20 protein-coding genes and 1 pseudogene are annotated in these 22,476 nt (G+C 66.3%); 17 read left to right on the top strand and 4 right to left on the bottom strand.

Annotated features, from left to right (window positions below; all coding sequences use genetic code 11):
* Positions 1–3: 3 nt before the first annotated feature.
* Entirely contained in the window at positions 4–1,506 is a 1,503-nt protein-coding gene (locus tag MWU52_RS01515) for a DNA cytosine methyltransferase (protein ID WP_246948593.1), read from the bottom strand.
* Between the two features lie 343 nt (positions 1,507–1,849).
* On the opposite strand from MWU52_RS01515, the gene MWU52_RS01510 reads away from it, so the two are divergent.
* The 12 genes from MWU52_RS01510 (at position 1,850) to MWU52_RS01455 (ending at position 13,393) form a co-directional block, all read left to right on the top strand.
* A complete protein-coding gene (locus MWU52_RS01510; protein ID WP_246948592.1) occupies positions 1,850–3,034 on the top strand; it encodes a restriction endonuclease in 1,185 nt (394 codons plus the stop codon).
* A gap of 606 nt (positions 3,035–3,640) precedes the next feature.
* Entirely contained in the window at positions 3,641–4,576 is a 936-nt protein-coding gene (trbB, locus tag MWU52_RS01505) for a P-type conjugative transfer ATPase TrbB (RefSeq protein WP_246948591.1), read from the top strand.
* A complete protein-coding gene (locus MWU52_RS01500) occupies positions 4,573–4,893 on the top strand; it encodes a TrbC/VirB2 family protein (protein WP_246948589.1) in 321 nt (106 codons plus the stop codon). The genes trbB and MWU52_RS01500 overlap by 4 nt, the downstream gene beginning before the upstream one ends.
* Positions 4,894–4,959: 66 nt before the next feature.
* Positions 4,960–5,244: a VirB3 family type IV secretion system protein gene (locus tag MWU52_RS01495; protein ID WP_246948585.1), complete on the top strand. Its 285-nt coding sequence runs from the start codon at positions 4,960–4,962 to the stop codon at positions 5,242–5,244.
* Positions 5,245–5,247: 3 nt separating this feature from the next.
* Positions 5,248–7,815: a conjugal transfer protein TrbE gene (trbE, locus tag MWU52_RS01490; RefSeq protein ID WP_246948583.1), complete on the top strand. Its 2,568-nt coding sequence runs from the start codon at positions 5,248–5,250 to the stop codon at positions 7,813–7,815.
* Positions 7,793–8,569: a P-type conjugative transfer protein TrbJ gene (gene trbJ / locus MWU52_RS01485; RefSeq protein ID WP_246948582.1), complete on the top strand. Its 777-nt coding sequence runs from the start codon at positions 7,793–7,795 to the stop codon at positions 8,567–8,569. The genes trbE and trbJ overlap by 23 nt, the downstream gene beginning before the upstream one ends.
* A 6-nt stretch (positions 8,570–8,575) precedes the next feature.
* On the top strand, positions 8,576–8,917 hold the full coding sequence (trbK-alt, locus tag MWU52_RS01480) for a putative entry exclusion protein TrbK-alt (RefSeq protein WP_246948579.1): 342 nt from the start codon (positions 8,576–8,578) through the stop codon (positions 8,915–8,917).
* Between the two features lie 3 nt (positions 8,918–8,920).
* Positions 8,921–10,231 (top strand): P-type conjugative transfer protein TrbL, encoded by a 1,311-nt coding sequence (gene trbL / locus MWU52_RS01475; protein WP_246948577.1) that lies wholly within the window; start codon positions 8,921–8,923, stop codon positions 10,229–10,231.
* A gap of 3 nt (positions 10,232–10,234) precedes the next feature.
* The gene (gene trbF, locus MWU52_RS01470) at positions 10,235–10,918 is read left to right on the top strand and encodes a conjugal transfer protein TrbF (RefSeq protein ID WP_246948575.1); all 684 of its coding nucleotides are present in this window, start codon (positions 10,235–10,237) and stop codon (positions 10,916–10,918) included.
* Entirely contained in the window at positions 10,915–11,928 is a 1,014-nt protein-coding gene (trbG, locus tag MWU52_RS01465) for a P-type conjugative transfer protein TrbG (protein WP_246948573.1), read from the top strand. Before trbF ends, trbG begins: the two co-directional genes overlap by 4 nt.
* A 53-nt stretch (positions 11,929–11,981) precedes the next feature.
* Positions 11,982–13,118: a TrbI/VirB10 family protein gene (locus MWU52_RS01460; RefSeq protein WP_246952714.1), complete on the top strand. Its 1,137-nt coding sequence runs from the start codon at positions 11,982–11,984 to the stop codon at positions 13,116–13,118.
* A 2-nt stretch (positions 13,119–13,120) separates the two neighbouring features.
* Entirely contained in the window at positions 13,121–13,393 is a 273-nt protein-coding gene (locus tag MWU52_RS01455) for a DUF2274 domain-containing protein (RefSeq protein WP_246948569.1), read from the top strand.
* Here the strand turns inward: MWU52_RS01455 and MWU52_RS01450 are convergent.
* Together MWU52_RS01450 and MWU52_RS01445 are read right to left on the bottom strand one after the other, a co-directional pair.
* Positions 13,375–14,277, bottom strand: coding sequence for a LysR family transcriptional regulator (locus MWU52_RS01450; RefSeq protein ID WP_246948567.1), 903 nt, complete (start codon positions 14,275–14,277; stop codon positions 13,375–13,377). The genes MWU52_RS01455 and MWU52_RS01450 overlap by 19 nt on opposite strands.
* Before the next feature lie 190 nt (positions 14,278–14,467).
* Positions 14,468–15,160, bottom strand: a pseudogene (locus MWU52_RS01445) (L-serine ammonia-lyase, iron-sulfur-dependent, subunit alpha); the annotation flags it as partial.
* A gap of 269 nt (positions 15,161–15,429) precedes the next feature.
* Here MWU52_RS01445 and MWU52_RS01440 point away from each other — a divergent pair.
* The 4 genes from MWU52_RS01440 to MWU52_RS01425 all read left to right on the top strand — a co-directional run bounded on the left by MWU52_RS01440 (position 15,430) and on the right by MWU52_RS01425 (position 21,274).
* On the top strand, positions 15,430–16,944 hold the full coding sequence (locus MWU52_RS01440) for a hypothetical protein (protein ID WP_246948565.1): 1,515 nt from the start codon (positions 15,430–15,432) through the stop codon (positions 16,942–16,944).
* A gap of 1 nt (position 16,945) precedes the next feature.
* Entirely contained in the window at positions 16,946–17,938 is a 993-nt protein-coding gene (locus MWU52_RS01435; protein WP_246948563.1) for a dienelactone hydrolase-related enzyme, read from the top strand.
* Positions 17,939–18,090: 152 nt separating this feature from the next.
* The gene (locus tag MWU52_RS01430; RefSeq protein ID WP_246948561.1) at positions 18,091–20,541 is read left to right on the top strand and encodes a heavy metal translocating P-type ATPase; all 2,451 of its coding nucleotides are present in this window, start codon (positions 18,091–18,093) and stop codon (positions 20,539–20,541) included.
* Positions 20,542–20,659: 118 nt separating this feature from the next.
* Positions 20,660–21,274 (top strand): hypothetical protein, encoded by a 615-nt coding sequence (locus tag MWU52_RS01425; protein WP_246948559.1) that lies wholly within the window; start codon positions 20,660–20,662, stop codon positions 21,272–21,274.
* Positions 21,275–21,281: 7 nt separating this feature from the next.
* On the opposite strand, the gene MWU52_RS01420 is transcribed toward MWU52_RS01425, so the two are convergent.
* Entirely contained in the window at positions 21,282–21,956 is a 675-nt protein-coding gene (locus tag MWU52_RS01420) for a VTT domain-containing protein (RefSeq protein WP_246948558.1), read from the bottom strand.
* Between the two features lie 208 nt (positions 21,957–22,164).
* Between MWU52_RS01420 and MWU52_RS01415 the strand changes: the two genes are divergently transcribed.
* Complete coding sequence (locus MWU52_RS01415; RefSeq protein WP_246948557.1) at positions 22,165–22,476, top strand: hypothetical protein; 312 nt, start codon at positions 22,165–22,167, stop codon at positions 22,474–22,476.

Here is a 22,476-nt window from a genome sequence, read left to right as displayed (position 1 = left end):
ACCTCAACCGGTCGCGCCGAGCACGAGCTCGTTTGCGCGGCGAACGCTTCGCGCGTCGCTGAGTGTATTCTTCATTACTTTCGCCAAGGCAAAGGCCATCAGTGGCGGAACAGCATTGCCGATCTGCTGGAAAGCTTGGTTCATTGCACCTTCAAAAACGAAACCGTCCGGGAAGGATTGCAACCTAGCTGCTTCACGGACCGAGATTGTCCGCGCCTGATCACTATCGTAGTGTATATGGCTGTAACTGTCCTTACCCAGATGAGCCATGATCGTGCGTGCCGGTGTGTCTCGCCACATTTTCCGCCACTTGTTGGGAAACTTCGTATGGTCATATGGCGGAACAGTTTTTCGGCGAAGATCGTCGTACTCGGCGGAGCCGGCCCTGATGTTCCTCCCCCGCCGTTTGGCCTCCGCGACACCATCCTCGAATAATGCAAGCGCGTAGGCTCGAGCTTGCGGATACTGATCGCCCGGCTTCATGCCAGCAAATATTTTATAGTCCCGAGGCAGATAGCGAATGACGTGATCGGAAATCCCGGCCCCAGCCTCAAATCCTGACCATTCCTTCATCTCCCGCACGTAAGCTGATACGGGACGCCCTGGATCATAGGCCAAGAGCTCATCGAGGCGGCGCGCTCCTCGCTTAAGAACACCGCAACCAAGCAGATCGAGTGCACGGATCTCCGGCAGATCCCCAATAGCGTCATGAGCTGTGACGGCGGACGGCAGCAGACCATCTGCCTCAGGTGGGTCAACATAATTGCAGACTTCATCAGTCCTGCGTTTCGCTGTGATCAACTTCAGCGCGACGTTTCGGGAGCCAGTATAGCCCGCTGGCAGGTCAATCCAACTCACAGGCGCCGGGAAGGCGATTTCATTCGCTATCTCGCGGCGAAAGGCGATCAAGAACATCCGCTCGCGCATCTGCGGCACCCCATAGAAGGCGGCGTTGAGCAGGGTGTAAGCACATATATAACCCTGGTTTATTAGAATCTCGCAAACCTCTTGCGGAATGTTTTTCCCCCCAAAGTTCATAGCATCAGGGACATTCTCCATCAGCAGGGCCAGCGGCCTGAAAGCGCGAACATAGTCGAGGTAAGGGGCAAACAGTTTCGCGCGAGGATCGTGACGGAAGGCCTCCGGATCGTCGTCTATTTCCCGTAGCTTCGAACGACCGACCCGGGCAAATGCCTGGCAGGGGGGGCCGCCGATGATTACATCAACCGCGTCTGTGACGCGGCCCAGACCGAGTCTGGATGCTAGCTGACTCGGTTTTACTTGCGTAATATCCAGCGCTTGAGCATGCCGACTATCGCCTGCATGAAAATTCCGTGCATGCGAGGCAGCTGCGACCGGATTGCTCTCGACCGCTGCAGTGATTTCAAAACCAGCCTTGTGAAAACCTAAAGACAGCCCACCACATCCGGAAAAAAGATCCAGCACCCTAGGAGCCGCCCCCATGCCCAGTCTTGCCAGCTTCTGCTCAATTGCTGAGTCCGCCAACTCCGTCAACGTCTCTTACCACTATCATCAAACAGGCTGCGTTGGGTCCGGTAATCAGTCTGATCCATGTGTTCGCGGATGAGCCGCACAATCAGCGGTGATTTCTTAAACCCCTTCTCACGGCAATAAGCTCCGAAACGGTCCGCTTCCTCCTTCGGCATGAGTACCTGAATTCGTACTGGGCTGCCCATTTGCGCTTACCTCCGTTTGTACCGTACTATAAGACAGCATGTGCAGAACTCAACAGAGATACGCAATTTTGTGCATAGCTGTGGCGCGGGGACCAGCTTCGAGCACCAACCGACGATCGAGAGGAAACTCTTGAAAACTAGGAATTTAAGACGTGGTTGATGAGATCATCTCCTTTTCCGAACTGGAGCAGGTCGACCTCCATGTCGATGCGATCTACCAGAGCGGCCGGCTGGGGAATGCCGGCGACGAACCTCTGCCGCGCCTGATCAATGTTAGCAACAGCGGTGGTTTTAGGTATCGTGGTAGCCTCAAGTCGTTGGAAATGGTCGCTCTGACCTCGTCGCTAAAGGACCCGGACTGGCCAGACCTGCTCGACCAGGAGACCGGCGTATTCACCTACTACGGTGATAATAAGCGGCCTGGACGTCCGCTCCACGAGACACCGCGAAACGGAAACGAGCTCCTGCGTCAGATCTTCGATCAGGCGCATGCCGGTCCAGAGGAGCGTCGGAAGGTCCCTCCCATATTTATCTTCACCAGCACCGGCGAGTGGCGTGATTTCCGTTTCGTTGGCCTCGCTGTTCCCGGCGTGGCCAGCCTGACTTCATCGGAGGACTTGGTGGCGGTCTGGAAGACCGCCGAGGGCGCGCGATTCCAGAACTATCGGGCACGGCTCACTGTTTTGGATGCACCTGTCATCAGCAGGGCCTGGGTCACCGACATCATCAATGGCAACGCCCACTCCGCGAATGCTCCGCAGGTCTGGCGGGACTGGGTGGATCGCGGTAGTTTCCGCCCGCTGCAGGCAACCCGGTCGCTTGAATACAGAACGAAGGATGAACAGCTACCGACGAGCCCGGAAGGCCGCAATGTGATCGAATGTCTCCACCAGTATTTTCAGAATAACCCATACGACTTCGAATACTGCGCCGCCGGACTGGCAAGACTGATGATGCCCGATATTGCTAGCATCGATGTGACTAGGCCCTCACGCGACGGCGGTCGTGACGCAATAGGACAACTGCGGATTGGCACTGGTCCTTCAGCAATCCTAGTGGACTTCGCGCTGGAAGCAAAATGCCACGCGCCAAACAGCAGCGTGGGCGTCCGCCCGATGTCCAGACTGATCTCGCGGCTAAGGCACCGGCAGTTCGGCATCTTGGTTACGACTAGCTATGTGGACCGACAGGCATATCAGGAAATCAAAGAGGACCGACATCCAATCGTCGTGATAGCGGCTGCCGACATAGTGGCGCTGCTCAAAAATCATGGCTACGGTAATCGCGCTGCTGTTCTAGCGTGGCTTCGTATCAACTATCCCCTAGAGGCACGATGAGCTCACCGTTGTTAACGAGCAATGTCTTCAAGGAATTTATCGGTTCGTGTGCTAAAATGTTATATAATAGCGTATATTTCGACGTCATTCATACTTCTTTACATTATACGCTAGATCATACGGCGCCTCAATCGTCTCGTAAATGCGGATTTATCGGTCGATAGGAGCATAGATCGGCGTTGTGGCATGAAACTCGAATTGCAACCGATATGTCAGAAATGAGAAATGCGTTGCATTCCGCCGAAAGCGACCGTTGGAATTGCACAGGACTGTTCCATTGCGCACCGTTTTCATTCGCGGTGTCCGCTCTCTGATTTGGTGCAGCCGGTCATGCATGTCCGCTTTCGGCCCAATTCGGGCACGTAAGAAGCGATCCAGTCTACCGCACGGTACAGCAACCCATGTGACTGAAGCCTCCAACTCCGCCGTTTCCCTGCCGTTCCACGCCAGAGCCCTACCCCCGCCATCCTCCTGTTGATCCGGCGCATTTCGTGCCCCTTCTACTCGACCCCGAACGCCGGACGCAGGACGCGACCGGTCTGATCTCCGGGGACGCGCATGGGCATCCATCCTTTTCGAACCGAGGCGGCGAGCCGGGGCGCGCGCATGCTGCGCACGGCCCTCGGACCCGCCGTCGCCGCCTTCCTCGACGATCCCGAGACCGTCGAGGTGATGCTCAACCCGGATGGAATGCTTTGGGTCGACCGGCTCGGATCGGGCCTGTCGCCGACGAACGACACGCTGTCGGCGGCGGATGGCGAGCGCATCGTCCGCCTCGTCGCGCACCATGTCGGCGTCGAGGTCCATGCGAGAGCGCCACGGGTGTCAGCGGAGCTGCCGGAGACCGGCGAGCGCTTCGAGGGCCTGCTACCGCCCGTGGTCTCGGCACCGAGCTTCGCGATCCGCAAGCCCGCCGTGGCGGTGTTCCGGCTGGAGGACTACGTCGGGTCCGGCATCATGGCGAGCGAGCAGGCCGAGGCGCTCCGGCTGGCGGTCGCGTCCCGCAAGAACATCCTCGTCGCCGGCGGCACCTCGACCGGCAAGACGACCCTGACCAATGCTTTGCTCGCCGAAGTCGCCAAGACCGCCGACCGCGTCGTGTTGATCGAGGACACGCGCGAGCTGCAATGCGCAGCGCCCAACCTCGTCAGCCTGCGCACCAAGGACGGCGTCTGTTCGCTCTCCGATCTGGTGCGGTCGTCGCTGCGCCTGCGCCCCGACCGAATCCCGATCGGCGAGGTCCGCGGTCCCGAGGCCCTCGATCTGCTGAAGGCCTGGGGCACCGGACATCCCGGCGGCATCGGCACGATCCATGCGGGCTCCGCGCTTGGTGCGCTGCGCCGCCTCGAACAGCTCATCCAGGAGGCGGTCGTCACGGTCTCCCGGGCGCTGATCGCCGAGACGATCGACGTCATCGCGATGCTCGAAGGTCGTGGCGGCAGGCGGCGTCTCGTCGAGCTCGCGTCCGTCACCGGTCTCACGGCCACCGGCGACTATGCCCTCGCGCCCCTCGTCCCTGCCCCTCTCGGAGATCCGTCATGATCCGCTTACTGAACCATCATCTTGCCGCAGCATCTGCCGCCCTGACCGTTGCGTTGATGTCCTCGCCCGCGCACGCCGCGGGCTCGAGCATGCCCTGGGAAGCGCCGCTGCAGGCGATCCTGGAATCGATCGAGGGCCCGGTCGCCAAGATCGTCGCGGTCATGATCATCATCATCACCGGCCTGACGCTCGCTTTCGGCGACAGCTCCGGCGGCGCGCGGCGCCTCGTACAGATCGTCTTCGGCCTTTCCATCGCCTTCGCGGCGTCGAGCTTCTTTCTCTCCTTCTTCTCCTTCGGCGGCGGGGTCCTGATCTGATGGTGACGACCGGTTTAGCTCGGCTGAACGGAAGGCTTCGGTGGAGCCTTCCGAGGGAGAAACGCCATGAGTGGTAGCGAATGGCAGGGGTCCGACCACATCCCCGGCTTCTTCGCGCCGGTGCATCGCGCGTTAACCGAGCCGATCCTGTTGGCCGGAGCCCCCCGCACCATCGCCATCGCCAACGGCACGCTCGCCGCGGCGGTCGGGCTCGGCCTGCGCCTCTGGATCGTCGGCCTCCTGCTCTGGCTGGCCGGGCATCTCGCCGCCGTCTGGGCCGCGAAGCGCGACGCGCAATTCGTCGACGTGGTGCGCCGCCATCTGCGCTATCCCGCGCATCTCCGGGTCTGAGCCATGCTGAACCTCGCCGAGTACCGCTCCAAGCCGCGCCTGCTGGCGGATTTCCTGCCTTGGGCGGCGCTGGTCGGTGAGGGTGTCGTTTTGAACAAGGACGGCTCGCTGCAGCGTTCGGCGCGGTTTCGGGGTCCCGATCTGGACTCGGCCACGCCCGCCGAACTGGTCGCCGCATCGTCCCGGCTCAATGGGGCGCTCAGACGCCTCGGCTCCGGTTGGACGCTTTTCACGGAAGCCCGGCGCATTCCGGCGAAGGATTATCCCGAGAGCACATTTCCCGATCCGGTGTCCGCATTGGTCGAGGCCGAACGGAAGGCGCAGTTCGAAGAGGAGCAGGCCCATTTCGAGAGCCGGTATGTCCTCACGATCGTCTGGCTGCCGCCCGCCGAGGACGCGTCCCGCGCCGAGGGCTGGCTCTACGAGGGCCGCGACCGCGCGGCCGGCTCGAAGACCGCCGAAGCGCTCGCCGGTTTCGTCGACCGCTCTGACCGGCTACTCGACCTATTGCAAGGCGTCTTCCCGGAAGCTGCATGGCTGACGGATGCCGAGACGCTCACCTATCTCCACGGCTGCGTCTCGCCGGTTCCGCAGAGCGTCCGCGTTCCGGAGACGCCGATGCATCTCGACGCGCTGCTGGCCGACACGCGCTTCACCGGAGGGCTGGAGCCGCGCCTTGGCGCCCACCATATCGGGACGCTCTCGATCATCGGGTTTCCGTCGGCGACCTTCCCCGGCATCCTCGACGACCTCAACCGGCTCGCCTTTCCCTATCGCTGGTCGACCCGGGCGATCTTCCTCGACAAGACCGACGCCACGCGGCTCCTCACCCGCATTCGCCGCCAATGGTTCGCCAAGCGCAAGGGCATCGGCGCGATCCTCAAGGAGATCATGACCAACGAGGCCTCGACGCTCCTGGATTCGGACGCGGCCAACAAGGCGGTCGATGCCGACGAGGCACTGCAGGAACTCGGCGCGGACATCGCCGGCTGGGCCTATGTCACCGCGACGCTCACGGTGATGGACCCGCACCCCCAAGTGGCGGACGAACAGCTCCGCATCGCCGAGAAGGTCGTCCAGGGCCGCGACTTCACGATCATCCGCGAGGGCGTCAACGCCGTCGAGGCCTGGCTCGGCTCCCTGCCCGGCCATCTCTATGCGAACGTGCGCCAGCCGCCGATCTCGACACTGAACCTCGCCCACATGATCCCGCTCTCGGCCGTCTGGGCGGGACCCGCCCGGAACGATCACCTGGACGGACCGCCCCTCTTCCACGCGCAGACCGCGGGCGCCACGCCGTTTCGCTTCTCGACCCATGTCGGCGATGTCGGCCACGGCCTCATCGTCGGGCCGACCGGAGCGGGCAAGAGCGTTCTTCTGGCGCTCATGGCGTTGCAGTTCCGCCGCTATCCAGGCGCCCAGGTCTTCGCCTTCGATTTCGGGGGCTCGATCCGTGCGGCGGCGCTGGCCATGGGCGGCGATTGGCACGATCTCGGCGGCGCTATCTCGGGCGAGGACGCCCTGCCCGTCTCGCTGCAGCCGCTGGCGCGGATCGACGAGGAGTCCGAGCGGGTCTGGGCCGCTTCCTGGATCGCCGGGCTGCTCGGCCGCGAGGGGGTCGAGATCGGTCCGGCCACCCGCGACCATATCTGGTCGGCGCTCACCAGCCTCGCCTCGGCCCCGGTCGAAGAGCGCACCCTGACCGGCCTCGCCGTCATCTTGCAATCGTCGGACCTGAAACAGGCCTTGCAGCCCTACACGCTCGACGGCCCCTGGGGCCGGTTGCTCGACGCCGAGACCGAGGCGCTCGGGGATGCGGACATCCAGGCCTTCGAGACCGAAGGGCTGATCGGCACCGCCGCGGCCCCGTCCGTGCTGGCCTATCTCTTCCACAGGATCGAAGGCCGTCTGACCGGCGCGCCGACGCTGATTCTCATCGACGAGGGTTGGCTGGCGCTCGATGATCCGACCTTCGGCGCGCAGCTGAAGGAATGGCTGAAGACGCTGCGCAAGAAGAACGCCAGCGTCGTCTTCGCCACCCAGTCGCTCGCCGATATCGACGGCAGCGCGATCGCGCCCGCCATCGTCGAGAGCTGCCCGACGCGGATCTTCCTGCCGAACGAACGCGCGCTGGAGCCGCAGATCGCCGCGATCTACGACCGCTTCGGCCTGAACGCCCGGCAGATCGATATCATCGCCCAGGCAACGCCGAAACGGGATTACTACTGCCAGTCGCGGCGCGGCAACCGGCTCTTCGAGCTCGGGCTCTCGGACGTGGCGCTCGCCTTCTGCGCGGCGTCGTCCAAGGCCGATCAGACCGCCATCTCCGATCTCGTCGCGGAGCATGACCGATCCGGATTCGCCACCGCCTGGCTGCGCCAACGCGGCCTCGGCTGGGCTGCCGACCTGCTGCCCGAAGAGCCAAACGAGCCGGATGGCGACGCTACGCAGGTTTCCGGCGCTGATCCCCTCCCCGCGCCAATCGGACTCACAAGCGGAACTGCTCGGCCGACCCCTTCCGATCCGGACCAATCACAGGAGAACGATGATGACCGCCAAACACCTTCCTAGCGCCCTTCTCGCCGGTGCCCTGCTCGCCCTTCCCGTGACGACGATTATCGCACCGCCCCCGGCACAAGCGGGGCTCTTCGGCGGTGGCTTCGGCGGGATCGTCTACGATCCGACCAACCACGCGGAGAACCTGCTGACCGCGGCCCGGTCGCTGGAGCAGATCAACAACCAGATCGCGTCGCTGCAGAACGAGGCGGCCATGCTGGTAAACCAGGCCCGCAACCTCGCGAGCCTGCCGCATTCCTCGCTGGCACAGCTCCAGCAATCGGTGCAGCGCACCCAGGACCTGCTCGGCGAGGCGCAGCGCATCGCCTACGACGTCGCCAGCATCGAGGACGCCTTCGATACCGACTACGCGGCCGGGTTCACCGGACTCAGCGATCCGGAACTGGTGGCAGGCGCGCGGGGACGCTGGCAGAATTCCGTCGCGGGGTTCGAGGATGCGCTGAAGACCCAGGCCGGCGTCGTCGGCAATCTCGACCAGACCCGGACCACCATGTCCGACCTGGTCACCCAAAGCCAGAACGCCACCGGCGCGCTGCAGGCAGCGCAGGCGGGCAATCAACTCGTCGCCCTGCAATCGCAGCAACTGGCCGACCTCACCGCCCTGATGGCCGCCCAGGGCCGCGCGCAATCGCTCGAACAGGCCCGACAGGCGGCGAGCCAGGAACAGGCGCGCGAACAGCTGCGCCGCTTCATCGCACAGGGTGCCGGCTACACGCCAACCCCCGTCGACATGTTCGGCGGGAGCTGATCCCTCATGCGGCGTCTCCCGAAGGTTCTGATCTCGCTGGGGCTGGTCCTGGGACTTGCGCCCCTCGCCGTGGCGATCGTCGCCGATCGTGCGGACGACGGACCCGAGGTGCCCTCTGTCGCGCGACCCGACCCGCCGCCGCCGGCGGTCGACCGAACCGACGCGCTGCGCGCCTGCCGCGACAGGGGCACGGCCGCGCTCGACGATCCGCCCTGCCTGCGCCTCTGGTCGGAGGAGCGGGACCGGTTTCTCGGGGTTGCGGAACCAGAGGACCAACACGACCCGGCGCCCTCCCTTCCGTCGATCAGTCCACCGGACGATACGCGCCCGCCACAAGGGCAGGACTGACCCATGGGCGGCACCGGCGTCATCGATCGCTTCCTGCAGGTCTTCACCAGCTATATCGACTCCGGCTTCGGCCTGCTCGGTGGCGAGGTCGCGTTCCTCGCCACCACGCTCATCGTCATCGACGTGACGCTCGCCGCCCTCTTCTGGGCCTGGGGGGCGGATGACGACATCCTCGCGCGGCTCGTGAAGAAGACGATCTTCGTCGGCGTCTTCGCCTACATCATCGGCAACTGGAACGCGCTCGCCAAGATCGTCTTCGAGAGCTTCGCCGGGCTCGGCCTGCAGGCTGCGGGCGGCTCCGTCACAGCCGCCGAGTTCCTGCAGCCGGGCCGCGTCGCCCAGGTCGGCATAGACGCCGGCCGTCCCATCCTCGAATCCATCGCCGATCTCCTGCGCTACATCTCATTTTTCGAGAACTTCGTGCAGATCCTCGTCATGATGTTCGCCTGGGGCGTGGTGCTGCTGTCCTTCTTCGTCCTCGCCATCCAGCTCTTCGTCACGCTGATCGAGTTCAAGCTGACGACGCTCGCGGGCTTCGTGCTGATCCCGTTCGGCCTCTTCGGAAAGACCGCCTTCCTGGCCGAGCGCGTCCTCGGCAATGTCGTCTCCTCGGGCGTGAAGGTGCTGGTCCTTGCCGTGATCATCGGCATCGGCTCGACCCTCTTCGGCGAATTCACCGCGGGCTTCGGCGCCGCGACACCCACCATTGAGGACGCCATGGCGATCGTGCTCGCCGCCCTCGCCCTCCTCGGCCTTGGCATCTTCGGACCCGGGATCGCCAACGGCCTGATCTCAGGGGGCCCGCAACTCGGCGCAGGCGCCGCTGTCGGAACCGGCCTTGCCGTCGGCGGGGCTGCCATGGCGGGCGGCGCGGCGCTCCGCATGGGCGGCAGTGCCGCAGGCACGGCCGCGCGCGGCGGCGCGTCCCTCGCGGGCGGGGCCGCCGGGGCCTACCGGACGGGGGCCAGCGGCGCATCGAGCACTGCGAAAGCCATGGCGGACGGCAGCCTCGGTCTGGCCAAGGCGGGTGCCGGCACCGCCACCTCGCCGCTGCGCCGAGCGGCCGGGGCGATGAAGCAGAGCTTCGTCGCCGGAGGCCAGGCGGGATCGCAGGCCGCCGGGGGACCGCCTCCTGCGACCTCGGCTGTTGGCGCGGCCGCCAGTGCCGGTGGCAGCGGTACGCCGCCGGACTGGGCGCGGCGGATGAAGCGCGCGCAATCCCTCAGCCACGGCACGAACACCATCGCCCATGCCCTGCGCGCGGGCGATGGCGGCGGGTCCGGCACCTCCATCAGTCTCTCGGGAAAGGAGTAGACCATGTTCAAGCGTCCCTCGACCGCCTACGGCAAGACGCCGGAGCCGGAAACGCCCTACCAGCGCGCCGGCCAGGCCTGGGACGACCGGATCGGCTCGGCCCGGGTGCAGGCCAAGAACTGGCGGGTGATGGCGCTCGGGCAGCTGGGCCTCGTCGCCGGGCTTACCGCGGCCCTCGTCTGGCAATCCCTGCAAGGCAATGTCGTGCCCTGGGTCGTGCAGGTCGACGAGCTGGGCCAGGCCCAGGCCGTCGGCCCGGCCGACGGATCCTATGATCCGACCGACGCCCAGTTCGCCTGGCATCTCGCGCGGTTCATCGAGGAGGTCCGCAGCATCCCGGCCGATCCGATCGTTCTGCGGCGCCAGTGGCTCGAAGCCTACGACTTCACCACGGATCGCGGCGCGCTGGCGCTCAACGACTATGCCCGCGAGGCGGACCCGTTCGCACGTGTCGGCGAGGAACAGGTCTCGGTCGACGTCTCCAGCGTCATCCGCGCCTCTCCTGACTCGTTCCGTGTCGCCTGGAGCGAGCGGCGCTACGACAACGGCCAGCTCGTCGGGACCGAGCGTTGGACCGCCATTCTCACCATCGTGGTGCAGCCACCGCGCGATACCGAGCGGCTGCGCAAGAACCCGCTCGGCATCTATGTCCACGCGCTCGACTGGTCGCGGGAGATGGGCGAATGATCGACCGCGCGCCCCTGCCCCGCTTGGCCCCCGTGATCGTCGCAGCCCTACTCCTCTCGGCCTGCGCGACGGAGCCGCTGCCGCAGATCGACTACGATGCCTCCGTCCCGCCGCTGCCTCCACCGCCCGCCGTCGTCGTCGAGTCTGGCCCCGAGCCGCTGCATCGCCCACCGGTCGTGACGCCTGCACGCGGCGGGACCGAGGGTGCGGCCACGCCGACCGCCCGGATCGCCGCCGCCAACGGCGCCGCACGGATCGAACCGCGGCGCGCGGGGTATTTCAACGCCGTGCAGGTCTATCATTACAGCCCGGGCGCGCTCTACCGGATCTATGCCAGCCCCGGGAAGATCACCGAGATTGCGCTCGACTACGGCGAGCGGCTGGTCGGCGACGGTCCGATCGCCGCCGGCGACACCGCGCGCTGGATCATCGGCGACACCGTCAGCGGCGCGGGTCGCTCGGCCCGGGTCCATGTATTGGTCAAGCCGACTCGGCCCGACATCGAGACCAACCTCATCCTCAACACCGACCGCCGGACCTATCACTTGGAACTGATCTCCGATGAGGCGACCCACATGCCGTCGGTCGCCTGGTACTATCCCGCGGAGCGGACCCGTCGCGGATCGACGGCGGGTATCCCGGCAGCTCCGATCCTGCCTGCCCCGTCCCACCGCAACCACCGCTACGCGTTGCAGGTCGAGGCGCCCGCGCCGCCCTGGCGGCCGCGACAGGTCTACGACGACGGTCGTCGGGTCTATATCGAATTCCCCCGCGGCATCGTGCAGGGCGAGATGCCGCCGCTCTTCGTGCTCGGATCGGACGGCTCACCGGAACTGGTCAACAGCCGGGTGCATCGCAACGTGATCATCGTCGATCGGCTCTTCGCAGCGGCCGAGTTGCGTCTCGGAACAGGTCGGGCGCAACAGGTCGTCCGGATCGTCCGACGACAGCAAAGCGCGGTAGCTCCGGCCCCACTGACGCAAGACCGACGCATCGGAGGCAAGTTGTGACCGCGCGACCGGAAGACGGACCGGATGCCGTCCGGGAGGAGATTGCAGCCGAGATGCGGCTGCGGCCGGACCCGCCGCGGGTCGTGCGCCTGTCGCGACGCGTGCTCGGCGCCGGTGCGGCCCTCGTGGCCCTGGCCATCGGCGGAATGCTGATCGTCGCGCTGCAAAGCCGCGAACGAAGCGCGCCCGCCGAGCTCTATCGCACCGACAATCCGCCGACCGCGGACGAGCTGACGCGCCTGCCGCGGGACTATTCCGACATCCCGCGCGAGGTCCCGACCCTCGGACCACCCCTGCCCGGCGATCTCGGACGGCCGATCCTGCGCACTCAGGAACGCGGCCAGCCCATCACACCGCCGACAATACAACCGGTTCAGACCCTCGATCCCGAGGAGCAACGCCGCCTCGCCGAGATCGAGGCCGCGCGCACGAGCCAGCTCTTCACACAATCGTCCAGTGCCGGACAGCCCGCACGATCCACCGGGCTTGCGGCCCAACCGGCGCCCTTCCCGGACCTGACGGGCCTGCAGCCCACCGCGGAGCAGACGGCGACGGATAGGCGGCAAACCTTCCTCGACGCCCCCGTCGACCGCCGCGTGGTGAGCGGCGACCGCATCGCCCCGCCCGGGAGCCCCTTCCTGTTGCAGGCCGGCGCCGTGATCCCGGCGGCGCTGATGACCGGCATCCGATCCGACCTGCCAGGGCAGGTCACCGCCCAGGTCACCCAAGCGGTCTACGACAGCCCGACCGGCGGCATTCTCCTCATCCCACAGGGCGCGCGCCTGCTTGGCACCTACGACGCCGAGGTCGGCGCAGGGCAATCCCGAATCCTGCTCGTCTGGACGCGGCTCATCCTGCCAGCCGGCCGCTCGATCACCCTCGAACGCCTGCCGGGCGCGGATCGACAAGGCTATGCAGGCGTCGAAGACCGGGTCGACGACCATTGGGGGCGGGTGTTCCGCGCCGCGGGCCTCGCCACGCTGATCGGCGTCGGGCTCGAAGCCGGGCGCGACGGGGAAGATGCGATCGCCGATGCGATCCGCGACAGCGCCCAGCAGACGGTCGGAACCGCAGGCGAGCGGATCATCCAGCGCCAGCTGGAAATGCCCCCCACGCTGACGATCCGGCCGGGCACGCCGGTAAACGTCATCGTGACCCGCGATCTCGTATTGGAACCGCTAAGGGAGTGATCATGGCCAAGCTGAAGCTCGGACCACTCGTGGACGAGACACCCGTGAAACTGACGATCGAGCTGCCAGCCGCGGTGCACCGCGACCTGATCGCTTATGCCGAGCTGCTCGGGGGCGAGACGGGCGACCGTGTCGAACCAGCAAAGATCGTTGCGCCGATGCTCTCACGGTTCATGGCGACAGATAGAGGATTTGCGAAACTAAAGCGGGCGCCTGCCGGACAATCCCGGACCCCGCCTGCCGCGTCCACGAAGGATCAAGCCTGCGGTGATTGAGCCGCACGCGGTTGCCAATCCCGAAGCATGGCGACGAACCGGCCGCGTGCCGGATTATCGTTCCCGGGCAGCCACACCGCCATCACAGGCAAGGTGACGTCCGGGCCCGACATTGGCTTCAAGACTATGCCCGGCATGGAGAGCCCTATGGCCGATCCACCGATGACGGTAAGTCCCATATCGAGGCCGACGATACCCAGCAGCGCTTCCCGTGATACGAAATGCCGCTCCGTTGGGACGTATCCGTCGGGAGAGATGCGGCCTGGCAGTAGGTCGTAGGGCGCGCTTCCGCTGGCCCAACTGCGCATGACGATCGGCTGACCCTCCAGATCAGCCCAAGTGATGCTGTCTTTCTTGGCCAGCGCGTGAGCGGACGGGATCGCGACGACCAGATCTTCGTCCCAAAGGGTTTGGGTCTCGAACCCCGTCGCGGAGACGTCGAGTACGGTAATTGCAAGCTCAATGTGACGCTCTCGAAGGGCGGCAAGAAGCTCGGTCGGATTGCCCTCATGCAACTCGAGTGTCACGTCCGGAGACGCATCCCGAAAATTCTTGAGTGTCTGCCGGAACGGCCCGTTCGCGAGCGAAGTATAGAAGCCGAGCGACAAGGTGCCGACTTGAATCCGAGCAGTACGCTCGGCGAAATTCGAAGCCTCATCGACATCCGTCACGATCCGCCTCGCGAGCACCAAGAAATGTCTGCCGGCGAAGGTCAGTCGCATTCCCCGAGGCTGGCGCTCGAATAGATTGCTTTTGACACTGTCCTCCAACGCGCGGATCCGATCGCTTATCGTCGGTTGCGATACTCCCAATTCGCGCGCTGCCGCGCTGATGCTTCCTGCATCGGCGACAGCCACAAAATAGCGAAGTTGGCGCAATTCCAAGGACTCACTCCGTTTCTAAGCGTATCGATCAATAGTTTTTTCGGTCTCTTGGTGGAGGGATGCCAAGCCATGTTCCCAATGGGGCCCATTCCTATCTGAGCAAACTGAGAAGGATGCTCATGTACTCCATTTCCCAGCGGATGATTCAGTTGATTTCATCCGGACCATCAGCACTCCGGTCGAAATACGCTCACTTGCGAAGCAAGGGGGCGCGGCTCGTTTCCTTGTACTCGTCCGACACGTCCTCGTCGGTCCGCCGCATCGCTTCGATCGCGACGTCGAGCGAAACGATCTGCCGACCGACGCCATGCAACGCGAGCGAGGCCGCCGTCACCGCCTTCACGGCACCGAACGCATTGCGCTCTATGCAGGGAACTTGAACCAGCACGCCAATCGGATCGCAGGTCATCCCGAGATGATGCTCGAGCGCCATCTCTGCGGCGTTCTCGACCTGATCCGGCGTCGCACCGATAACAACCGCAAGCCCGGCGGCAGCCATCGCCGATGCGAAGCCCACTTCACCTTGGCAGCCGACCTCGGCTCCGGATATAGACGCGTTGGTTTTGATCAGGGCACCGATCGCGGCAGCCGTCAGAAGATAGACGCGCATCTCCTCGAACTCGAAACCTGGCACGAAGGTCTGAGCGTATCGCAGGACGGCTGGAACGACCCCCGCGGGGCTGGTCGTCGAGACCGTCACGACCCGCCAGCCAGCCGCGTTCTCTTCGTTGAGGGCCATGGTGTAGACGGCAAGCCACTGGTTCGCCATCGCCCTTGATGGTGCGCCGGACGTCTCGAGCAGTGGGACATGGATGCGGCGGGCACGCCGCTCGACCCGTAGCCCGCCCGGCAACTCCCCCGTACCAGCGAGGCCCTTCCGAACGCGGATCGTATCCCGCTTGGGCATGTCGAACTGGTGTTGTCGGTGACGTTGTCCCATGTCGCTCCCCTCCCTTGACGGCATCGAATGCAGATCCGGCGGACATCTGCGCTGATTTGGCCCTCCCTCGGCGAAAGATGGACATCATCGATGGGCTAGATCACGAAACACTACGAAGGAGAGCGAAACGACGCGAAAAGTAGGCGCGCAAACCCTTGATATTGAATGGGAAATATTTCGTCCCACCGGACGGCAATACGCAGGAATTCAAGGTGCTGTTCCAGCGCCTTACAGCGGTAGGAGCTGGTCGGCCGGTTGACCTGGAGGGTTTGCCACACGGCCCGTGGACGCCCGACCTACTGGCAGAGGCAATCACGGCCATCGACGCGAACCGGAAGGGGATCGAGCTTCGAACCGTCCAGCTCTGGTTTCAGGATAACCAGAAGGGGGTCAGCCCGGAGAACGTGCGCTGGCTGGCCCGGATCTTCGGGTGTGGGGATCCCGAAGCGACAGGGGACTGGCAGCGAGAGTTGCGCGCCTCCCTCAGCCTGCTTGCGGAAAACAGGCGGGCCGCGCGAGTCCAGGCGCGGACTCGTGTGGAAACGGCCGAAGAGCCTATCACCACCCCGACGGAATATAGGAGACTAGCTGATCGCCCGCGCAAGACGCACCGCGGCGGACTCGCAGTGTGGTCGGAAAGGATCTTCGGTCTCGGGGGACCTCTAAATCTCCCCGCCTCGATCTTCGCCGGCGCGACGGCGCTTCAATTCGTAGCCTTCTTCATCGGCAATCACAGCATTACCTACGTCCGGGCGGACGGGATCGAGAAACAAGTCGGGTTCCACTGGGCGACAAACTGGACCTTCCTGTTCATGCTGTTTCTGCCACTCTTCGTGATCTTCGCAGGCGACCTCGTGGCCTTCTGGCGGTCGCGGGGCCGCGCAGCACTCCTACCTAATGCACAGGCGTCGAGTGCTGCTGACGGATGGGTCGCGAGGGTCCAGAGGTCCGGCGCAACCTTCTGGGCCGTCCTGCTTATCTGTATCGTCTTCGCGGGGCTGATGCAGTGGGTCGGCGCTCGGATGCTCCCGCTGCGGGCGGGGGTCGATGAAGACGACATCGACTGGGCGTCGGTCGCGCTGGTCCGTCCCGACGTTGTGACGATCCCGGAGGCGATCATGCTCAGCGGCGTCGCCTATCTCTACATGGCTGTATGCTTCTACTTAATGTTCGCGGGTCTGATCTTGCTCTACACCCTCGCGGATGATTACTGGACGATCTCGAAGGGTGCCGCTCGATGCAAGCCTTTGACGGGCGATGTGGCCCGCAAGATCTTGGACGGCCTGTTCCGCTGCTCTGTCGCGGGCATGTTGATGGCAATCTGCATGATCGTGCAGAACCGGTTCTTGGGGTCTGACGCGCTCGACGTCTGGGCCTGGCTGTTCGCGGACACCGCCTCCCTTTGGGGCGGCCTGCCATTGAATCCCTCCGAGGCCGAATACGGGTTCGCGATGCACTACACCAGTCTCATCGTGGCCCTGCCGACATGCACGGTGATGATCTACGGCATCGTTCGGGTGGGGGTGCCCGCCCGGCAGAACGATGTCTCATTCCGCATGGCGGCGGCTCTGGGCGTGATTGTCGCGGCCTATCTCTTGGTCGGGGCGTTCCCCGGCTTCGCGGTCCTGTTGGCGTTGGCCGTCCTGCTGGGCATCTACGGACTGATCGACCCCGGCTTCGGGGTTTCGCGAACATGCGAAGCATCGGAGGGACGACGTGCTTCATAGTGTGCTCGACCTCTGGGACGAACGCCGGGCGGCACGCGGCGACGCGGCCAAGCGGCCCATGAGGCCGGCCATCGACGTGGACCTGCCCTTCCCCGACGCGGCCCCATCCTCGGACCTCGATGCGCTGTGCGAGCGCGCAGAGGCGGCGGCCGACGATCCTGCGTTCTTCACCCCGGCTCCGATCGCGGCGGAAGAGGTGTGGTGGCAGGACGGCTGGATCAGCATTCCGTCTCCCTTGCCGTCAGACGTGGAGACCAACAACACGGTTCACGCATCCGTGGTCGAGGGCGAAGGGCGGGGTCACGCGCTAATTGTGTTCCACCATTGGAACGCGCGGGAGCGGTCCTCGCGTCTGGCCCGCTACTTCGCGGGTAAGGGCGTCACGGTCGTCCAGATTGCGATGCCCTTTCACATGGAGCGGCGGCGGCCCGGGGCCGAGAACGTGGACGACATCCTGAGCGCCAACCTTGGGCGGACGCTTCGTTCCATGCGGCAGGCGGTCCTCGACGGCCGGGCGCTGGTGGGCATCCTGCGGGACGTCGGTTTCGAGCGGGTCTCCGTCCTCGGGATGAGCCTCGGATCGTGGGTCGCGGGGCTCGTAGCAGCCCACGACGAACGTGTCGGGTGCGCGGGCCTCTTCCTGTCGGCGGGAAGTCTCGCGGACATGGTTTGGACTGGACGCGCCACGCGGCACGTTCGCGCCAGCCTGGACGGCGTGGTCGAGCTGGCGCAACTCCGAAGGGCGTGGGCGCCTCTCGATCTTACCCGGCACGCGCCAAAGCTAGCCCGTTGTGGGCTGACGCTGCAATTCGTGCTGGCGAGACGGGACACGGTGGTTCTGCCGAACCTGTCCGAGCAACTGGTAGGAGCCGTCAGGCAGGCCGGAGAAGACCCCCGCGTCCGGTGGCTCGACTGCGGGCACTACTCGCTGTCACTGCCTCCCTACATCCTCGGGGCCGGGCGCAGTATGGCTGCCGCGTTGGCAACGGCGTAGCGCCTGGCATAGACGTAGAACTGTCCCGCCTTACTGTCAGCCCTCGAATACTTATGTAATCACCTAGAGCGCGAAGAGAGTTCGACGGCCCGCCTTGACCTTCCCCCTGCTGGAGGCCCCATCTTTCAGCCTGCCCGTCACAGGAGGCCGAGATGACCGTTCAGACAAGCGCCACCCTCGTCCGCGATCCGGTCTGCGGCATGGAGGTCGACCCGTCGGGCGGCCTTGCGCACGAGCATGACGGCCACCACTATCACTTCTGCTCCGCACATTGCCGCGACCGTTTCGCCGCCGCGTCGGAGGAGTTCGTCGAGGCGACGGATCCGGTTTGCGGCATGTCCGTGAACCGCGCGGCGGCCGAGCACGTCTCGCGCCACGGGGGCGATCTGTTCCACTTCTGCTCCGCCCGCTGCAAGGAGCGGTTCGAGGCCACGCCCGAGACCTACCTCAAGGGCAAGCCCACGCCGGAGCCGATGCCGGCCGGCACCACCTATACCTGCCCCATGCATCCCGAGATCGAACAGGTCGGCCCCGGCGAGTGCCCGATCTGCGGCATGGCGCTGGAGCCCAAGGGCGTGCCGCCCGTCGATGACGGGCCCAACCCCGAACTCGTGGACTTCACCCGCCGCTTCTGGGTGGGCGCGGTGCTGTCGGTGCCGCTGGTGATCATCGCCATGGGCCCGATGGTCGGGCTGCACGTGGAAAGCTTCATCGCCGCGCGCGCCGTGCGCTGGTTCGAGTTGATCGTCGCGACGCCCGCGATCCTCTATGCCGGCTGGCCGTTCATCGTGCGGGGCTGGCGGTCGTTCCGGATCTGGAACCTCAACATGTTCAGCCTGATCGCCATGGGGGTCCTCGCGGCCTACGTCTTCAGCGCGGTGGCGGTGATCGCGCCGGGCCTGTTCCCGGCGGGCTTCCGCGACCCCATGAGCGGGCAGGTCGGCGTCTACTTCGAGGCGGGCGCGGTGATCGTGACGCTGGTCCTGCTGGGCCAGATCCTAGAGTTGCGCGCGCGCGAGCGCACCGGCTCGGCCATACGGGCGCTGCTGGACCTCGCGGCCAAGACGGCGCGGGTGATCCGCCCCGACGGCACCGAGGACGAGGTGCCGCTGGAGGAGATCGCCGTGGGCGACCGGCTGCGCGTGCGCCCGGGCGAGAAGGTGCCCGTGGACGGCGAGGTGGTCGAGGGATCCTCGTCCATCGACGAGTCGATGATCACGGGCGAGCCGGTGCCGGTCCAGAAGGCGCCGGGCGACGCGGTGACGGGCGCGACCATCAACGGCACCGGGTCGCTGGTGGTCGAGGCGCGGCGCGTCGGGTCCGACACGATGCTGGCGCGCATCGTGGACATGGTGGCGGCGGCGCAGCGCTCGCGCGCGCCGATCCAGAAGCTGGCCGACACCGTCGCGGGCCGCTTCGTGCCCGCCGTCATCGGCATCGCGGTCCTGTCGTTCGTCGCCTGGGCGATCTGGGGCCCGGCGCCGGCGCTGGCCTACGCGCTGGTGTCCAGCATCGCGGTGCTGATCATCGCCTGCCCCTGCGCGCTCGGGCTGGCGACGCCGATGTCGATCATGACGGCGACGGGGCGCGGCGCGCAGGCGGGCGTGCTGATCAAGAACGCCGAGGCGCTGGAGGGCTTCGCGAAGGTCGACACGCTGATCGTGGACAAGACCGGCACCCTGACGCTGGGAAAGCCGGAACTGGTGGCCGTGCTGCCCGAAGGCGGCATGGAGGAGGACGAACTGTTGCGCCTAGCGGCCGCCCTGGAGCGCGGGTCGGAGCATCCGCTGGCCGAGGCCATCCTGCGCGGCGCCGAGGCGCGGGGCCTGTCGCTGCCCCCTGCGGCAGACTTCGAGGCGGTGACGGGCATGGGCGTGCGCGGCACCGTCGAGGGGCGCGCGGTCGCGCTCGGGAACGCCCGGATGCTGGAGCAGCTGGGGCTGGACGCCTCGGGCGCCGCGGCGGAGGCGGACGCGCGCCGCGATCAGGGCGAGACGGTGATGTTCGTCGTGATCGACGGCGCGTCGGCTGGGCTGGTGGCCGTGGCCGACCCGATCAAGGAGACCACGGCCGAGGCCCTCGCCGAGCTGCACCGGCTGGGCCTGCGCATCGTCATGGCCACGGGCGACAACGCCCGCACGGCGCGCGCGGTGGCCGGCCGGCTGGGCATCGACGAGGTGCGCGCCGACGTGCTGCCCGAGCACAAGGCCGCGCTGGTCGAGGAGCTGCGCGCGGGCGGCGCCCGCGTCGCCATGGCGGGCGACGGGGTGAACGACGCGCCCGCGCTGGCGGCGGCCGACGTGGGCATCGCCATGGGCACCGGTGCCGACGTGGCCATCGAGAGCGCGGGCGTGACCCTGGTCAAGGGCGACCTGAACGGCATCGTGCGCGCCCGGCGGCTGGCGGTGGCGACGATGCGCAACATCCGCCAGAACCTGTTCTTCGCGCTGGTCTACAACGCCGCCGGCGTGCCGATCGCGGCGGGGGTGCTCTACCCGTTCCTCGGCCTGCTGATCTCGCCGATCTTCGCGGCGGCGGCGATGAGCCTGTCCTCGGTTTCCGTGATCGGCAACGCGCTGCGGCTCAGGGGGGTGCGGCTGTAGCGCCCAGACCGGGACGCGGGGCAGAGCAGGGCTTCGTCCCGATGCCATACAAGCCGGATGGACAGTTTGGAAAGCCCTGCCCGCGCGGCCTCGCGGGGCCGGGCATACGGGGGACGGAATGGACTGGCTGCGGCAGAACAGCGAGGTCCTGAACGTGGCGCTCAACGGCGCGATGCTGCTGGTCTGGGTGCTGTATCTGCAGGTCTTCCTAAGCGGCTTCCGGCGGCAGCGCCGCGCGAAGATCGTCATCAGCATGGGGGCGGGGGCGGGCTTGGACGCCCAGTGCCTGCTCAGCAACATGAGCGAGGACGCGATCTACGTCGCCAACCTCATCGCCCACGTGGAGGCTGGGGACGAGGGCTGGGACGCCTCCTTCATCGACCGTCGCGACGTGCCCGACGAGGAGGCGGGCCGGGACCCGACGCGCCGGACCCGACAGGGGCCGCTCAGGGCCGGCGACTACATGGATGCCGGGGCCTTCCGCGATCTGCTCGGGCACGTCGTGCCGGAGGGGCGCGACCCGGAGACGGTCTTCACGCGTGTCGAGGGCATCCTGACGGTCGAGGTGGTCGCGCTCTACGCCGCCGAGGACCTGCCCGTGGCGGCGCGGCGCCGCTTCCGCATCCGGCCCGACGATGACGCCCCCCGGCTGGAGCCCGTGGACCTGCACACCGAGCAAGTCCGCTCGCGCCGCCAGCGCCGCAGGCTGGCGCGGGACGGGGGCCGGCTGTGAGGAGGGCTCAGGCCCGATACCTGCGCCATGCCGCCCAGATCAGCGGCAGGCCGGTGACGAGGCCTAGCCCCAGCACGGCCAGCCCCGCGCGGGTCGCGTTCCCGCCCGTCAGCGCGCCGCCGAAATGCGTCAGCAGGAAGGAGGCCGGCAGCACGCCTGCCAAGGTTGCCACTAAGAACCGCCAGGGCCGCAGTACCGTCAGCCCCGCGGCGTAGGAGATCAGGTCGAAGGACACGAAGGGCAGCAGGCGGGAGACGAAGACCGTGCCCATCAGCGCCCATTGCGAGCCGGCCAGGCCTTGCGTCACCCGGTCGCCGAAGCGCCGGCGCATCGCCTCGGCCCCCAGCACGCGGGCGATGGCGAAGGCGATCATCGCCCCCGCTTGCGCGCCCGCGACCACGATCAGCGTGCCCCACCAGTGGCCGTAGGCCGCCCCCGCGACCAGCGCGATCGGGGCCGAGGGGATCGGGCTCGCCACGATGGCCAGCGTCATCAGCCCGATCAGCAGCGGCGGCCCCCACGGCCCGGCTCGCGCGACAAGGTCGGTCAGCGCGCCCTCGGCCACCAGCCCCCGCGCCGCCTCGCCCCAAGGGGTCAGCCACAGCAGGACGACGGCCGCCAGCAGAATGGCGACGGCCAGCCCGAGCAGGCGGCGGGGTCGGCGGACGGAAGCGGTGGACATGGCGGGGCCTTTCGAGAGCCGTGGAGGTGGGGCTTCCGGCGTCGGAAGGTCAAGGGCCGGGAACGCATGGCAGCGGCGCGCGTCGGGCCTTGACCTTCCAGTCCGGGAACGGGGTTCGGAGGCGATGTGAGCCGGTGTTCGCGGACCGAAACCGATTCGAACGGCGTTGGTTGTGCCACCGAAAGGCTAAAAGGAAAGGAACGACGAGATGACGAAGAAGAGCACGGGCCTATGCGCCGCGATCCTCGCGCTTGCCGCGACCGGCGTGCAGGCCGATCAGCATCGTATGGACAACACGATGGGCCAGCCCGGCATGATGGGCGGCGGCATGATGCCGGGCATGACGATGGCGATGATGGATTCCGACGGCGACGGCATGCTGTCGCGCGAGGAGGCGCAGGCTGTCCATGACCGGATGTTCTCTATGGCCGATGCCGACGGGGACGGCGCGGTCACCATGGAGGAGATGCACGCCATGATGGGCGGCGGCATGATGGGGATGGACGGCGCCTCGCAATAG

This window comes from Jannaschia sp. S6380, assembly GCF_023015695.1.
Classification (GTDB): Bacteria; Pseudomonadota; Alphaproteobacteria; order Rhodobacterales; family Rhodobacteraceae; genus Jannaschia.
The sequence above is the reverse complement of the archived record's forward strand: the minus strand, read 5'-3'. Positions and strand labels throughout refer to the sequence as shown.